The organism is Paracoccus jiaweipingae (genome assembly GCF_044335505.1).
Taxonomy (GTDB): Bacteria; Pseudomonadota; Alphaproteobacteria; order Rhodobacterales; family Rhodobacteraceae; genus Paracoccus.
The window spans coordinates 1-14,508 of sequence record NZ_JBISBS010000004.1; the positions used below are offsets into that span (position 1 = coordinate 1).

A 14,508-nucleotide genomic window follows, 5' to 3' on the forward strand; every position below is an offset into this window, starting at 1 on the left:
CACCCAAAACACCCCAACCGGGAAGCACCACACCCCAAAAAGCAAAAGCGCGGCCAAACAGACCGCGCTTCCCAAAACCAAACTACCGTCCACGCACAGAACGCGGAACAAGACGAAGCAGTAACAATAAAACCGTCAGCCCGCCCCAGAAGATCGGCGCCGCTTCCCAGACCTTCAGCGCCCATTGCCAGTGAATCACCACCAGCGGCACCGCCAGATAGACCAGCTTGTGCAGGCTGCGCCATTTGCGCCCCAGACGCCGGATCGAGGCATTGTTCGACGTCACCGCCAGCGCCAGCAGCATCACAAAGGCCAGCGCGCCAAAGATCAGATAGGGGCGCTTGGCCACGTCGCGCAGCATCTGCGACCACAGCAGGCCCATATCCAGCACCACCCAGGACGCCAGATGCAGCGCGGCATAGGTAAAGGCCAACAGCCCCAGCGCCCGGCGAAAGCGCATCAGGTTGATGCGCCCGAATCGCAAAAGCGGCGTCACCGCCAGCCCCGCGACCAGAAAATACAGCGCCGTGCGCCCCAGCCGGTGTTCGATGGCCTTGACCGGGTCGACCCCCAGCGTGCCATGCAGCGTGTCCCAGACCACCAGCGCCAGCGGCACCAGGCCAATCAGCCACAGCGCCCAGACCGGAACCCGGCGCAACCATGCGTTCAGTTTTTGTGTCATCAGAAGTTCTTCTTCAGGTCCATTCCGGCATACAGCCCGGCCACCTGATCGGCATAGCCGTTGAACATCAGGGTCTCTTTACGGCCCGCAAACAGGCCCCCGCCGATCGGGCGCTCACTGGCCTGCGACCAGCGCGGGTGGTCCACGGTGGGGTTCACATTGGCATAAAAGCCGTATTCGCGCGGTTGCAGCCGGTTCCAGGTCGCAAAGGGCTCGCGGTCGGTCAGGGTGATGCGGATGATGGATTTGATCGACTTGAAGCCATATTTCCACGGCACCACCAGCCGGATCGGCGCGCCGTTCTGTTTCGGCAGCGGCTGGTCATACAGCCCCGTCGCCAGCAGGGTCAGCGGGTGCATCGCCTCGTCCAGCCGCAGCCCCTCGCGATAGGGCCAGTCAAGGATGCCGGTTTTCTGGCCGGGCATTTCGGACGGGCGGGTCAGGGTCTCGAACGCGACATATTTCGCCCCCGGCTGCACGCCGACCTTGTTCAGCAGCCCCGCCAGCGGCACCCCGATCCACGGAATCACCATCGACCACGCCTCGACACAGCGCAGCCGATAGATGCGCTGCTCAAGCGCGCTGTCAGGGGCGATGTCCTCAAGGCCATAGCTGCCGGGCCGTTCGACCATGCCGTCGATCTGAACCGCCCAGGGATCGACCGTCAGCCCCCCGGCATGGCGCGCGGGGTCTTCCTTGCCGGTCCCGAATTCATAGAAATTGTTATAATTGGTAATTTCGTCAAAGCTATTGGGCTTCTGATCGGTTGAATAGCCCGAGGGCTTGCCCGTCAGTGCCAGCGCAGGCGCGGCACCCAGCGCGGCAACGCCCGCCAGACCCGCCATGATTTGCCGCCGGTTCAGCCAATCGGCTTGCGGGGTGACATCGGACCAGCCAAGTTTCATTTTCCTATCTCCTGCTTGCGGGGCGCTTGCGGTGGGTCGCCTTGCCCGTCATCTTCGCAGGGTTTTCGCGGTCATTGCGCCCCGTGTTACAGGCCACGCGTTGACGTTTGCGTGACCCCGGCGCGATCAGCCGGCCAGAACATCATCCAGAAACGCCGCGCCAAAGCGGTCCAGATAGGCCTCGCCCAGAAACCGGCCCATCGCGTCCAGCGTCTGTGGCCGGGCATCCGCAATGCGCCGCAACTGCGAGGCCGAGGGCGTCAGCGCCTTGCCCGCCCCGTCCTCGCCACGTTGCAAACGCTGCGCGGTCTGCGCCAGCCGGTCATACAGCGCCCCCGCCGCCTGTCCGGCCAGCCGGCGCCGCGCCGGGTGCATCTGCGGCACGTCACCGGCAATCACCTGCAAGAACGCATCGCCATAGCTTTCCAGCTTTTTCGCCCCCACGCCGCTGATCCGGGCCATGTCATCCAGCGTCCGGGGCCGCTGTTCCGCCATCTCGATCAGGGTGCGGTCGGCAAAAATGACATAGGCCGGCACCCGCGCCGCCTCGGCCAGCGCGCGGCGTTTGGCCTTAAGCGCCGATAACAGCGGCGCGTCCTCGTCGGAAACCTGCGCCCGCACCACGACGGCGGGCTTGCGCCCCCGCGCCACCAGATCGCGGCGCAGGGTGACGGGACGCTCGCCGCGCAAAACCGGATGCGCGGCCTCGGTGATATGCAGCGCGCCATGCCGGGCAGGGTCGGGGCGGCACAGGTCCAGACCCATCATCTGCCGGATCACCGCCTGCCATTCGCCGCGCGACAGGTCGCGCCCGACGCCAAAGGTCGGCAGCCGGTCATGGCCGCGTTCGCGCACCTTGTCGGTGTCATTGCCCGACAACACGTCAATGATATGCCCGGCGCCGAACCATTCCCCGGTGCGCAGCATCGCAGACAGCGCCATGCGCACCGGCTGGGTGGCGTCGAAAACCTCGGGCGGGGTATCGCACAGGTCGCAATTCCCGCAGGGTTCGCTGTCCTCACCGAAATAGGCCAGCAGGCGCTGACGGCGACAGCCCGTCGCCTCGGCCAGCCCCAACAGCGCGTTCAGCCGCGCGTGGTCGGCCTCTTTGCGGGCGGCATCGGCCAGCCCCTCGTCAACCTGCCCGCGGCGCAGGCGAATATCGTCAGGGCCATAAAGGGTCAGCGTCTCGGCCGGGGCGCCATCGCGACCGGCGCGGCCGATTTCCTGATAATAGGCTTCGATGCTTTTGGGCAGATCGGCATGGGCGACCCAGCGGATGTCGGGCTTGTCGATGCCCATGCCGAAGGCCACCGTGGCAACGACGATCAGCCCGTCCTCGCGCTGGAACCGGCCTTCGACATCGCGGCGGGCCTCGGCCTCCATCCCGCCGTGATAGGCGACGGCGGCGTGGCCCGCCCCGGTCAGCGCGGCGGCCAGCGCCTCGGTCTTGGCGCGGGTGCCGCAATAGACGATCCCCGACTGGCCGCGCCGCGCCTCGGCAAAGCGCAGAATCTGCGCGCGCGGCCCGTCCTTGGGCTGGAACGCCAGATGAATATTGGGCCGGTCAAAGCCGCGCAGAAACACCTGCGGGGCGGCGCTGTCGAACAGGCGGGTGACGATCTCGGCCTGGGTTTCGGGATCGGCGGTGGCGGTAAAGGCCGCCAGCGGCACCCCCAGCCCGCGCTTCAGATCCCCGATACGCAGGTAATCGGGGCGGAAATCATGGCCCCACTGGCTGACGCAATGCGCCTCGTCCACGGCGATCGCGGTCACGCCCGCGCGCCGCAACATCGCCAGCGTCCCGCCCGAGGCCAGACGCTCGGGCGCCATGTATAACAGCTTGATACGCCCGTCCGATAACGCCTCGTAAACCTCGCGCGTTTCGGCCTCGGTATTGCCGCTGGTCAGCGCGCCTGCCGCCACCCCGGCCTCGCGCAGGGCGCGCACCTGATCGCGCATCAGGGCGATCAGCGGCGAAATCACCACCGTCACGCCCTCGCGCAGCAGCGCCGGCAACTGATAGCACAGCGACTTGCCGCCCCCGGTGGGCATGATCGCCAGCACGTCACGGCCTGCGGCAACGGCATCAACGACCTCGGCCTGACCGGGACGAAAGCCGTCAAAGCCCCAGACCTGCCGCAGCAGGCGGTCCGTCTGGGCCGCGTCCGTCATCAATAGCCCAGAAAGAAGCCCGCGTTATTCGCCAGCGCCTGCTTGGCGATGATGATGATCACAAACACCACCAGCGGCGCCAGATCCAGACCGCCGGTCTGCGGCAATACCCGCCGGATCGGGGCATAGATCGGCTCAAGCAGATTGGACAGCCCGGTCCAGATCTGCGCGACAAGCGGCTGGCGCAGGTTCAGCACGTTGAAATTGATCAGCCACGACATGATGATATGGGCGATCATGATGAACCATAAAATGTCCAGTATCAGCATCAAAGCCTGAAACAACGTCACCATATCGCCCGACCCTTCGCGCCTTTTCCATTCCTGCCCGAACAGGTAAGCCACCGCGCAGTCCCGCGCAACCGCCGCGCCGCGCTTTTGCCCGCGCCGCGGGCTTCTTCGTTGCCCAAATACCCCGGCCCGGCATCGCCACCGCCGCGCCATCGCGGCCCGGTGCCGGCACATCCCCCGGCACGTCCTTCCCCTGCGTCGCGCATTGACCTTGCCCGCCGCGCCTGATTGACCTGTGGCGAACAGATCAAGAGGTGACGATGTATCCCTTCATCCGGCTGGCGAAAGAGATGATCAAGTTCCGCAAATCCCCGCGGATCGGCCTTCTGGACACGCATGTGTCCCACCATGTCTGCTGGCCCTGGGATCTGGACCCCTGGGTCGAACTGAACAATGGCCGCACCCTGACCCTGTATGACCTTGGCCGCCTGCCGCTGATCGCACGCACCGGCTTTATTCCGGTGCTGAAGGGGTGCAAATGGGGCTTTACCGTGGCGGGCAATTCGACCCGCTATCGCCGGCGCATCCGCATGTTTCACCGCTTTACCATGCTGTCACGGGTGATCGGCTGGGATAACCGCTTTATCTATATGGAACAGTCGATGTGGCGGAAGGGCGAATGCTGTAACCACATGCTGTTGCGCACCGCCTGCACATCCGATCAGGGCATCGTGCCACCAGCGCAGGTGATGGATGCGCTGGCCCTTGATCACCCGACCCCGGACCTGCCCGACTGGGTGCAGGCGTGGATACAGGCCGATGGCCAGCGCCCATGGCCCCCGGTAGTGCCGCAGGATGCGAAAAACGCCTTGATATCGGGCGACTGAACCCGCCTTATGGCGCCGCAGGACGCTGAACCGGATAGGGGCCGGACGGGGGGCGGACCGGGGGGTGCCATGACGAACCGCAAACGCATCTGGGGCTGGTGGTTCTTTGACTGGGCCAGCCAGCCCTATGCCACGCTGCTGCTGACCTTCATCTTCTCGATCTATTTCGCGCAGACGGCACAGCACGCCTTTATCGCCACCGGCGCCGATGCCGCGCAGGCCGGCGCACGGGCACAAAGCCTGTGGGGCATGGGGCTGACCGTCGCGGGCGTGGTGATCGCGCTGCTGGCGCCGGTGCTTGGCGCGGTGGCCGATACCAGTGGCCGGCGGATGCCGTGGATCTGGCTGTTTTCGGCCTTTTACGTCGCCGGGGCGGCGGGGCTGTGGGTGCTGACCCCCGACCAGCCGCCGCTGCTGACGGCGGTGACCTTGTTCGGCATCGGCCTGATCGGGATGGAATTCGCCACCATCTTTACAAATGCCCTGCTGCCCGACCTTGCCCCCCGGTCCCAGATCGGGCGCGTCTCTGGCTCGGGCTATGCGTTTGGCTATGCGGGCGGGGTGGTGGCGCTGGCGATCATGCTGGCGCTGTTTGCCGAAAACCCCGCCACCGGCCTGACGCTGGCGGGCATTCCGCCGGTTCTGGGGCTGGACCCGGCCCTGCGCGAAGGCACCCGCGCCGTCGGGCCGTTCACGGCGCTGTGGTATGTGCTGTTCATGGTGCCGTTCTTTCTGTGGGTGCGCGAACCCGCCGGGCCGCGCCGGCCGCTGAACCTGCGCCGCGCAATGGCAGATCTGTGGTCCCTGATCCGCAGCCTGCGCAACCGCCGCAGCCTTGCGGCATGGCTGCTGTCGTCGATGTTTTCGCGCGATGCGCTGAATGCGCTGTATGGCTTTGGCGGGGTCTATGCCGGGACGGTGCTTGGCTGGCCGGTATTTCTGTCCGGGGTGTTCGGCGTGGTCAGCGCGATTTCCGCCGCCATCATCAGCTGGCTGGGGGGCCGCGCCGACCGCCGCTGGGGGCCGAAACCGGTCATTATCGCCTGCACGCTGGTGCTGATCGTGGTCTGCACCGTGCTGGTCGGGATGGACCGCAACAGCCTGTTCGGCGTGCCGCTGGCGCCCGGATCGCGCCTGCCCGATGCGATGCTGTTCGGGCTTGGCGCGCTGATCGGCGGCGCGGGGGGCGCGCTGCAAGCGGCCTCGCGCACGCTGATGGTGCGCCACACCACCCCCGAACGCGCGACCGAGGCCTTTGGCCTTTACGCCCTGTCCGGCAAGGCCACCGCCTTTCTGGCCCCCGCCACCATCACCGCCGCCACCGCCATCAGCGGATCGCAGCGAATCGGCATCTCGCCCCTGATCGTGATGTTTCTTCTGGCGCTGTGGCTGTTAAGATGGGTCCACCCAACAGGAGAAGAGCCGTGATCCGCCGCATTCTGAACCGTATTCTGCCCACCGCCGCGCTGGCCCTTGGGCTGGCACTGCCCGCCGCCGCCGACCCGCTGGCCAAGGACGTGTTCAGCGCGGTCCCCGGCCCGACCGCCGGACCGGCGCAGGTCTTTGGCGGCTATGTCCGCGGCTGCGCGACCGGGCTGGTGCAACTGCCCGAAAGCGGCCCGACATGGCAGGCCATGCGCCTGTCGCGCAACCGCCACTGGGGCCACCCGGAACTGGTCAGCTTTCTGATCGGGCTGTCACAGGCGGCGCGTCAGGCCGGCTGGCAGGGGCTGTATATCGGGGATATGTCGCAACCGCGCGGCGGGGTGATGAAAACCGGCCATGCCAGCCACCAGCTGGGGCTGGATGCCGATATCTGGGTGCTGCCGCCGACCTCGCTGCGGCTGTCGGCGGGTCAGCGCGAATCGATCTCGTCGCAATCGGTGGTGGATGGGCGCGGCACCGGGCTTAGCGGGGTGTTCAATGGCGGCCATATGGCGATTTTGCGCGCCGCCGCCAATGACCCGCGCGTCGAACGCATCTTTATCGACCCGGTGGCCAAGGTCGCGATGTGCCAGATGGAAAAGGGCAACCGCGCATGGCTGCGCAAGATCCGCCCGATGAACCACCACGATTATCACTTTCACGTCCGGCTGGCCTGCCCGGCCAATTCGCCCGCCTGCGAACAGCAAACCCCGCCGCCGCCGGGCGATGGCTGCGCCGAGGCGGCGGAATGGATCAAAAACCGCATCGACCCCAGCCGGGTCAAGCCGGTCAAGCCTGACCCCAATTATCGCCACCCGCGCAGTTACCGCATGTCGGAAATGCCTGCCCAATGCCGCGCCATCGCTGCCGCGCGCTAGGTCTGGCGGCGCTGATTGCGCTGAATACGGCGGTTGCCCCGGCAGCCGCCGTCACGCTTGATTACATCGCCACCTATGTCTGGACCCAGAACAACCCCGATTTTGGCGGCTTTTCCGGGCTGGAAATCACCGGGGACGGCACCGGCTTTCACGCCCTCAGCGACCGGGCGCGGATCTTTTGGGGCAGCATCCGGCGCGACCCGTCGGGGCGCATCCGCGACATGACGCTGGCCGGCCAGTCACGGCTGCGCGACAGTGGCGGCACCCCCCTGCCCCCCGGCCGCCTTGGCGATTCCGAGGGGCTGGCGCTGGACCCCGACGGCGGCTTCTGGGTCAGCTTCGAGGGGCTGAACCGCATCGCCTTTTACCCCGCGCCCGACGCCCCGGCCCGGCGCATCGCATCGCCCCCGGCCTTTGACCGGCTGATCCCCAATGCCGCGCTCGAGGCGCTGGCCGTCACCCGCGATGGCACCGTGCTGACCATCCCCGAGGATTCCGGCGCCCGCGACCGCCCCTTCCCGGTCTGGCGCTTTCGCGACGATAAATGGGACCAGCCATGGACCATCCCGCGCAGCGGGCGCTGGCTGGTGGTCGGCGCCGATATCGGTCCCGATGACCGGCTGTATGTGCTGGAACGCGACTTTCTGGGAATCCGCGGCTTTGCCAGCCGGGTGCGTCGCTTTGACATGACCGATGACGGGCCGGTCAACCAGCAGGTGCTGCTGGAAACCGCGCCGCTGCATTATGATAACCTGGAAGGGATCTCGGTCTGGCGCGATTCGCAGGGCATCCGCATCACCATGATTTCGGACGACAATTTCTTTTTCGTCCAGCGCACCGAGCTGGTGGAATACCGCGTCCGCGAGGATCAGCCACCGCAACAGACCGCGCCCTGACGCTGGCCCGGCCAGCTGCCGAAACGGGCAGATCGGGGCCTCTAACAACGGGCAAAAGGGGGGGGGAACAAGGCCGGAAAGCATGGATGACGCGCCCTTTACCCTGTGGTCCCATACCGTCACCGCCCGCCAGCCGGCGCTGATCCTGCCCGATGGCTGTCAGGACGTGCTGATTCTGCGCGCACCGGGGCGCCCGGCGCAGGTGATGCTGACACCGCTGGATGGCAGGCCGCGTCAGACCACGCTGGCCGCTGGCACCTGCATCACCGGCTGGCGCCTGCGCCCCGGCACATGCCCCCCGGCCAGCGCCCTTGCCGCGCTGACCCGCGACCCCGGTCAGGCCGCGCAGATCCTGCCAGCGGCGCTGTCCCCGGACCCCGCCCTTCCGCAGCTGATCGCCGCCATCGCCCGCGCCGACCAGCCGCTGACCACGCAGGCGCGGCTGGTCGGGCTGTCGCTGCGCAGCCTGCAACGGCAATTCGCCGCGCTGGGGCTGCCGCCGCCCGGCTGGTGGCGGGGTCTGGGGCGGGCAAGGCGGGCCGCGGCGGCGCTGGCCACGCCGCTGCCGCTGGCGCTGATCGCCGCCGATTGCGGCTTTGCCGATCAGGCGCATATGACCCGCGCCATGACCCGCTGGTTCGGCCAAAGCCCCGCCGCCCTGCGCGCCGATCCGCAACGGCGGTGGCTGCTGGATCAGCCCGGACTGGGCAACTGGACGGGGGAACAGATCTCGACCAGATAACCGTCGGGGTCGCTGATATAGGCGGTGGTCTGGCCCCATGGCTCGTCCCGGACATCCTGAACCAGCGCCGCCCCCGCCGCCAGCGCACGGTCCAGCGCCGCGCGCACATCGCCGGTTTCAAAGGCGATCTCGGACACCGGCGCGGCGGGGTCTGCCTGCGCCGGGGCCTTGCCAAGCTGGCGCATCAGCGCGACCGATGAAAAGGCCAGCCGCGTTTCGCCGGTCGCCAGTTCGCCGTAATCGCCCGATTCGTGCAAAAACCCCCGCGCCAGACCCAGCGCGCGTTCGTAAAAATCCAGCGCCGCAGCCACATCCGCGACGTAAAGAATGGTATAGCGGAATTTCATCCCGGTCCCCTCTGGTTGCTGATGACCCCATGCTGGCACAGCCGCCGCAGCCGGTCTTGAACAAAAGCGTCAGCCGGAACGCCGCGATTGACAGCCGCCCCCCTTCGCGCGTAAGCACCGCCCGTTCCGCCAAGCCCGGCGGGGCCGAGTTGTTCCGCGACCTTGTAAAACGGAAAAAATCATATGACCCGCTTTCTGCCCGGCATTCTTGCCATGGCCGCCGTTGTGGTGGCCTCGAATATCCTCGTCCAGTTCATCATCGGAAACTGGTTCACCGGCGGCACCTTTACCTATCCCTTTGCCTTTCTTGTCACCGACGTGATGAACCGCGTCTATGGCGCGCGGGCGGCCCGGCGCGTGGTGCTGGCGGGGTTCGTTGTGGGGGTGCTGTGTTCCTTTGTCGCCGCCGGGTTCGGCCAGACGACGCTGCGCATCGCGCTGGCCTCGGGGACGGCGTTCCTTGTCGCACAGCTTGCCGATGTGGCGGTGTTCGACCGCCTGCGCCACACCGACTGGTGGCGCGCGCCGCTGGTCTCGACCCTGATCGGGTCGGCGCTGGACACGGTGCTGTTCTTCTCGATCGCGTTTGCGACAGTGTTCAGCTTTATCGACCCCGCCGACAATGTCGCCTGGGCGAACGAGGCCGTCCCGCTGGTCGGCATCGGCCCGATGGCCCCGCTGTGGGTGTCGCTGGCGCTGGCCGACTGGGGCGTCAAACTGGCGCTGGCGATGCTGGCACTGGCACCGTTCCGGGTGCTGGTGAACCGGCTGCGGCCGCTGGCGCCGCTTGGCTGAACTTGTCAAACCATCCCGCCTGTGCTTTGCCCTGACCCAAAGGCCCTGACCACAGGCGGGATGATACCGTGACCAAACCGCTCTTTTCGATCGTCGTTCCGGCGCGCAACGAGGCCGCCAACCTGCCCGTGCTGGTTCAGGGCATCGGACAGGCCTGCGCGCCCCTTGGCCGGTTCGAGGTCATCGTCGTCGATGATGGTTCCGACGATGACAGCGTGCAGGTGCTGAAGGGCCTGCAACGCGCCCACCCATGGCTGCGCCTGCTGCGCCACCCGCGACCGGGAGGCCAGTCGGCGGCGATCCTCAGCGGGGTGCAGGCGGCACAGGCACCGCTGGTCGCCACGCTGGATGGCGATGGCCAGAACCCGCCAGACCAGTTGCCGCGCCTGCTGGCCCCGCTGCTGGCCCCGAATGCCGACCCGCGCCTTGGTCTGGTCGCCGGTCAGCGCGTCGGGCGACAGGATACATGGTCCAAACGCATGGCCTCGAAAGCAGCAAACCGGCTGCGGGCGTGGATGCTGCGCGACGCCACGCGCGACACCGGATGCGGGCTGAAGGCGTTTCGCCGCGACGCCTTTCTGGCGCTGCCGTTCTTTAACCACCAGCACCGCTATCTGCCGGCGCTGTTCGCCCGCGATGGCTGGCGGGTGGCGCATGTCGATGTGCGCCACGCCGCGCGCGGGGCGGGGCGGTCGAACTATACCAACCTGCAACGGGCGCTGGTGGGGGTGCGCGACCTGCTGGGGGTGGCATGGCTGATCGCCCGCGCCCGCACCGTCACCCCCCTGCCCGAGGAGCCGCGCGATGATTGAATGGCTGCGCACGACGTTCAGCGTCGAATCCACCTATGAACTGGTCTGGGTGATGGTCGGGCTGGTGGCCCAGATGATGTTCACCTTTCGCTTTGTCATCCAGTGGCTTGCATCGGAACGCGCGCGCCAGTCGGTGGTGCCGGTGGCGTTCTGGTATTTCTCGCTGGCGGGGGGGCTGACACTGCTGGCCTATGCCATCCACCGCGGCGACCCGGTGTTTATCCTTGGCCAAAGCCTTGGCGCGGTCATCTATATCCGCAATCTGTGGCTGATCCATGCGCACAAGAACAGCCCCCTGGGCAAATAACCCGATCCGGTGGGCCATCGCGGCCATTCTGGCGCTGACCGCATGGCGGCTGGCGCTGCTGCCCCTGTCGCGGATGGAGCTGTATGTCGACGAGGCCCAATACTGGCTGTGGGGTCAGGAAATGGCCTTTGGCGCCTATTCCAAACCGCCCATGGTCGGCTGGCTGATCCGGGCCGCGAATGCCCTGACCGGATCGGACGCGGCATGGGTGGCGCGGGCGCCATGGGCCATCTGCCACGCCATCGCGGCACTGGCGCTGCTGGCACTGGCGCGCAGGCTGACGACACCGGGCGCGGCGGCGCTGGCCGGGCTGACCTATGCCACGCTGCCTGCTGTGTCGCTGGCCTCGGTGCTGGTCTCGACCGACAGCCCGATGCTGATGTTTCTGGCGCTGGCGCTGTTGCTGTGGCACCGGCAGGCCAGCGGCGCCGGGCGGGCGAATGCGGTGGCGCTGGGGGCGGCGATCGGGCTGGCCTTTTTGTCGAAATACGCCATGGCCTTTGCCGGGGCCGGCATGATCGTGACGCTGCTGGCCTGTCGCGACTGGCGGCTGCGGGCCGGCGATGCGCTGGTGGTGGCGGCGGTGGCGGTGCTGGTCTTTGCGCCCAATATCGTCTGGAACCTTCAGCACGGCATGGCCACGATGCGGCACACGGCGGAAAATGCCGATTACCACGGCCTGTCGCTGAACGCCGACAAGGCGCTGCGCTTTGTGGCTGAACAATTCGCGGTGGCCGGACCGCTTGTCTTTGCGGCGCTGCTGGCCGCCTTTTCCCGCCCCCGCCACCTGCCCCCGGCGATGCGCGGTCTGGTGGCCATCGCCGCCGCTCCGCTGGTGGTCTGCACCCTTCAGGCACTGAATGCCGGGGCGAATGCGAACTGGGCCGTGGGCGCCTATACGGCGGGCAGCGTCCTTGCCGCGGCGGTGATGGTGAGGCACCGGCTTTGGGCCATCGCGGCACTGGCAATCAACGGTGCGCTGGCCGTGGCGCTGCCACTGCTGCCGCCGCTGGCCGATGGCCTGACCCTGCCAAATGGCAAACCGGTCATGGCGCGCTATACCGGGCAAGGCGCGATCAGCATATGGGCGCTGGATCACGCGCGCGGGCGTGGCGCCGGGCTGGTGGCCGATAACCGCGCCCTGCTGGCGGACCTGTTCTATCACCAGATGACCGCGCCCCAGCCACAGCCCCCGGTCCACGCTGCCCCGCAAAACGGCGCGGCCAACAGCCATTATGCGCTGCTTTACGCGCTGCCCCCCGGCACCACCGGGCCGCTGCTGTGGCTGGGGGCGGGCGATTCCCCGGCCTGCGCGCAGGCACCCATCGCCCGGCTGACCCCGCAACAAGGCGAATGGCGCGGCAAAACCCTGACCCTGTCACCGCTGCCCGACACCTGCCTGCGCTGACAAAAACCCCGCCCTGACGGGTGCCGGGCGGGGCTTCTTCGTTGCCCAAATACCCATGTTCCGGCGCCGCAGCGGGCATCAGCCCTGCCGGGTCGCCGCCCTGGCCGCCGCCACCGCATTGGCCACCGCCGCCCGCGCCTGCGGGCTGTCGCCCCAGCAACTGCTGCCCAAAGCCACGGCAACGGCGCGGCACACCGCTTCGGGATCAGCCGCCGCCAGATCGGTGACATCGTGGAACCCGGCCTCTTCCAGCCGCTGCACCACCACCGGGCCGACGAAACGCGCGGCCAGCAAGACCGCGCGCTGATCCTTGGGGAACGGAATCAGATCCGTTCGATGGCAATGGCGATGCCCTGACCGCCGCCGATGCACATGGTGATCAGGCCGCGCTTGCCGCCAGTGCGCTCCAGCTCGTACAGGGTTTTGACGGTGATGATCGCCCCGGTGGCCCCGACCGGATGGCCCAGCGCGATGGCGCCGCCATTGGGGTTCACCTTCGCCGGGTCCAGCCCCAGTTCCTTGTTCACCGCCAGTGCCTGCGCGGCAAAGGCCTCGTTCGATTCGATCACGTCGAAATCACCGGCGCTCAGCCCGGTTTTGGCCAGCAGCGCCTGAACGGCGGGGACCGGACCGATGCCCATCACCTCGGGGCGCACCCCCGCCACGGCATAGCCCAGAATGCGGGCGCGCGGGGTCAGCCCGGCGGCTTTGGCGGCATCGGCGCGCGCCAGAACCAGCGCCGCCGCGCCATCATTGATGCCGCTGGCATTGCCCGCCGTGACAGTGCCGTCCTTCTTGAACACCGCTTTCAGCCCGGCCAGCTTGTCCAGACTGGTGTCCTTGGGGTGCTCGTCCGTGTCGAACGCCACCGCGCCCTTGCGGGTCCTGACCTCGACCGGGACGATCTGATCCTTGAAATAGCCCGCCTCGATGGCCGCTTTGGCGCGCTTCTGGCTTTCCAGCGCAAAGGCGTCCTGCGCGGCGCGGCTGATGTCATGCTCGGCCGAGACATTCTCGGCGGTGACGCCCATATGGCCGGTGCCCATCGGGCAGGTCAGCGCGCCGGTCATCATGTCCAGCATCTGCACATCGCCCATCTTGGCCCCGAACCGGGCCGAGGGCACGGCATAGGGCGCGCGCGACATGCTTTCGGCACCACCGGCCACGGCGAAATCGGCATCACCCAGCATCAGCGCCTGCGCCGCCGACACGATGGCCTGCGCCCCGGACCCGCACAGCCGGTTGACATTCATTGCAGGCGTGGTGTCGGGGATACCCGCGTTCAGCATGGCAACGCGCGACAGATACATGTCGCGCGGCTCGGTGTTGATGACATGGCCAAACACCACGGTGCCGATCTTGTCGGCGGCAATGCCGGCGCGGTCGATGGCGGCGGCGGTCACGGTGCTGGCCAGATCAATCGGCGCAACCCCGGCCAGCGCGCCGCCGAATGTGCCAATCGCGGTGCGTGCGCCGGACAGAATGACGATTTCGGTATCGGACATGATTCCCCCCATAAGTTCCTGAAACCTTCGCCGCCAGCATAGGCCCGGCCCGCCGGGCACGCCATAGCCACGCTTGCCCTTGCGCCGCGACGTCAGCACAATGACGCCACAAGCACGGGGACCGGATATGGGCGACACACGGCTGAGGCTGCGGATTTATTTCGACGACCGCCTGCAACTGGGACCGGGCAAGGCCGACCTGCTGGACCAGATCGCGGCGCATGGCTCTATCTCGGCGGCGGGCCGCGCCATGGGCATGAGCTATCGCCGCGCATGGGCGCTGGTCGAGGAAATGAACACCGCCTTTCGCGACCCGGTGGTGACATCCAGCCGGGGCGGGGCCTCGGGCGGGGGGGCGCGGCTGACCCCGACCGGCCAGCAGGTGCTGGACCATTACCGCCGCCTTCAGGATCTGGTCTGGGAACAGGGCGGCGATCAGATCCGCGCCATCGACGCGATGCTGCGCGACAATCCGCCTCTGGACGAATGACCCCGGTCACGGATATGTCTGGCA

Annotated in this window: 17 protein-coding genes; 10 read left to right on the forward strand and 7 right to left on the reverse strand. The window is 67.5% G+C overall.

The genetic code is table 11. The annotated features are described in order from the left end of the window. Positions 1–82: 82 nt before the first annotated feature. The 4 genes from msrQ to ACFXP9_RS08475 all read right to left on the reverse strand — a co-directional run bounded on the left by msrQ (position 83) and on the right by ACFXP9_RS08475 (position 4,055). On the reverse strand, positions 83–682 hold the full coding sequence (gene msrQ, locus ACFXP9_RS08460; RefSeq protein ID WP_397209155.1) for a protein-methionine-sulfoxide reductase heme-binding subunit MsrQ: 600 nt from the start codon (positions 680–682) through the stop codon (positions 83–85). After that, a complete protein-coding gene (gene msrP, locus ACFXP9_RS08465; protein WP_397209154.1) occupies positions 682–1,587 on the reverse strand; it encodes a protein-methionine-sulfoxide reductase catalytic subunit MsrP in 906 nt (301 codons plus the stop codon). The genes msrQ and msrP overlap by 1 nt, the downstream gene beginning before the upstream one ends. Positions 1,588–1,713: 126 nt before the next feature. Continuing rightward, positions 1,714–3,762: a DNA helicase RecQ gene (recQ, locus tag ACFXP9_RS08470; protein ID WP_397209153.1), complete on the reverse strand. Its 2,049-nt coding sequence runs from the start codon at positions 3,760–3,762 to the stop codon at positions 1,714–1,716. Beyond that, on the reverse strand, positions 3,762–4,055 hold the full coding sequence (locus tag ACFXP9_RS08475; RefSeq protein WP_397209162.1) for a YggT family protein: 294 nt from the start codon (positions 4,053–4,055) through the stop codon (positions 3,762–3,764). The genes recQ and ACFXP9_RS08475 overlap by 1 nt, the downstream gene beginning before the upstream one ends. Before the next feature lie 257 nt (positions 4,056–4,312). Between ACFXP9_RS08475 and ACFXP9_RS08480 the strand changes: the two genes are divergently transcribed. The 5 genes from ACFXP9_RS08480 (at position 4,313) to ACFXP9_RS08500 (ending at position 8,820) form a co-directional block, all read left to right on the forward strand. Continuing rightward, positions 4,313–4,879 carry an acyl-CoA thioesterase gene (locus ACFXP9_RS08480; RefSeq protein ID WP_397209161.1) on the forward strand — a complete coding sequence of 189 codons (567 nt, stop codon included), beginning with the start codon at positions 4,313–4,315 and terminating at the stop codon, positions 4,877–4,879. Positions 4,880–4,948: 69 nt separating this feature from the next. After that, positions 4,949–6,307 (forward strand): MFS transporter, encoded by a 1,359-nt coding sequence (locus tag ACFXP9_RS08485; RefSeq protein WP_397209152.1) that lies wholly within the window; start codon positions 4,949–4,951, stop codon positions 6,305–6,307. Further along, positions 6,304–7,182, forward strand: coding sequence for a penicillin-insensitive murein endopeptidase (mepA, locus tag ACFXP9_RS08490; protein WP_397209151.1), 879 nt, complete (start codon positions 6,304–6,306; stop codon positions 7,180–7,182). Before ACFXP9_RS08485 ends, mepA begins: the two co-directional genes overlap by 4 nt. Next, positions 7,155–8,078 carry an esterase-like activity of phytase family protein gene (locus ACFXP9_RS08495; RefSeq protein ID WP_397209150.1) on the forward strand — a complete coding sequence of 308 codons (924 nt, stop codon included), beginning with the start codon at positions 7,155–7,157 and terminating at the stop codon, positions 8,076–8,078. The genes mepA and ACFXP9_RS08495 overlap by 28 nt, the downstream gene beginning before the upstream one ends. A gap of 82 nt (positions 8,079–8,160) precedes the next feature. After that, complete coding sequence (locus ACFXP9_RS08500) at positions 8,161–8,820, forward strand: helix-turn-helix domain-containing protein (protein ID WP_397209149.1); 660 nt, start codon at positions 8,161–8,163, stop codon at positions 8,818–8,820. On the opposite strand, the gene ACFXP9_RS08505 is transcribed toward ACFXP9_RS08500, so the two are convergent. Continuing rightward, positions 8,772–9,167: a VOC family protein gene (locus tag ACFXP9_RS08505; protein WP_397209148.1), complete on the reverse strand. Its 396-nt coding sequence runs from the start codon at positions 9,165–9,167 to the stop codon at positions 8,772–8,774. The two genes, ACFXP9_RS08500 and ACFXP9_RS08505, sit on opposite strands and share 49 nt — an antisense overlap. A gap of 183 nt (positions 9,168–9,350) precedes the next feature. Between ACFXP9_RS08505 and ACFXP9_RS08510 the strand changes: the two genes are divergently transcribed. The 4 genes from ACFXP9_RS08510 (at position 9,351) to ACFXP9_RS08525 (ending at position 12,489) form a co-directional block, all read left to right on the forward strand. Next, a complete protein-coding gene (locus ACFXP9_RS08510; RefSeq protein ID WP_397209147.1) occupies positions 9,351–9,962 on the forward strand; it encodes a VUT family protein in 612 nt (203 codons plus the stop codon). A 68-nt stretch (positions 9,963–10,030) separates the two neighbouring features. Then, complete coding sequence (locus ACFXP9_RS08515) at positions 10,031–10,774, forward strand: glycosyltransferase family 2 protein (RefSeq protein WP_397209146.1); 744 nt, start codon at positions 10,031–10,033, stop codon at positions 10,772–10,774. Further along, positions 10,767–11,081 (forward strand): lipid-A-disaccharide synthase N-terminal domain-containing protein, encoded by a 315-nt coding sequence (locus tag ACFXP9_RS08520; RefSeq protein WP_397209145.1) that lies wholly within the window; start codon positions 10,767–10,769, stop codon positions 11,079–11,081. The genes ACFXP9_RS08515 and ACFXP9_RS08520 overlap by 8 nt, the downstream gene beginning before the upstream one ends. Further along, positions 11,050–12,489: an ArnT family glycosyltransferase gene (locus tag ACFXP9_RS08525; protein WP_397209144.1), complete on the forward strand. Its 1,440-nt coding sequence runs from the start codon at positions 11,050–11,052 to the stop codon at positions 12,487–12,489. Before ACFXP9_RS08520 ends, ACFXP9_RS08525 begins: the two co-directional genes overlap by 32 nt. Positions 12,490–12,567: 78 nt before the next feature. Here the strand turns inward: ACFXP9_RS08525 and ACFXP9_RS08530 are convergent, their stop codons facing one another. Together ACFXP9_RS08530 and ACFXP9_RS08535 are read right to left on the reverse strand one after the other, a co-directional pair. Next, the gene (locus tag ACFXP9_RS08530; protein WP_397209143.1) at positions 12,568–12,783 is read right to left on the reverse strand and encodes a hypothetical protein; all 216 of its coding nucleotides are present in this window, start codon (positions 12,781–12,783) and stop codon (positions 12,568–12,570) included. Positions 12,784–12,812: 29 nt separating this feature from the next. After that, entirely contained in the window at positions 12,813–13,994 is a 1,182-nt protein-coding gene (locus ACFXP9_RS08535; protein ID WP_397209142.1) for an acetyl-CoA C-acyltransferase family protein, read from the reverse strand. A 127-nt stretch (positions 13,995–14,121) separates the two neighbouring features. Here ACFXP9_RS08535 and ACFXP9_RS08540 point away from each other — a divergent pair, with 127 nt between their 5' ends. Next, the gene (locus ACFXP9_RS08540) at positions 14,122–14,484 is read left to right on the forward strand and encodes a winged helix-turn-helix domain-containing protein (RefSeq protein WP_397209141.1); all 363 of its coding nucleotides are present in this window, start codon (positions 14,122–14,124) and stop codon (positions 14,482–14,484) included. Positions 14,485–14,508 lie beyond the last annotated feature (24 nt).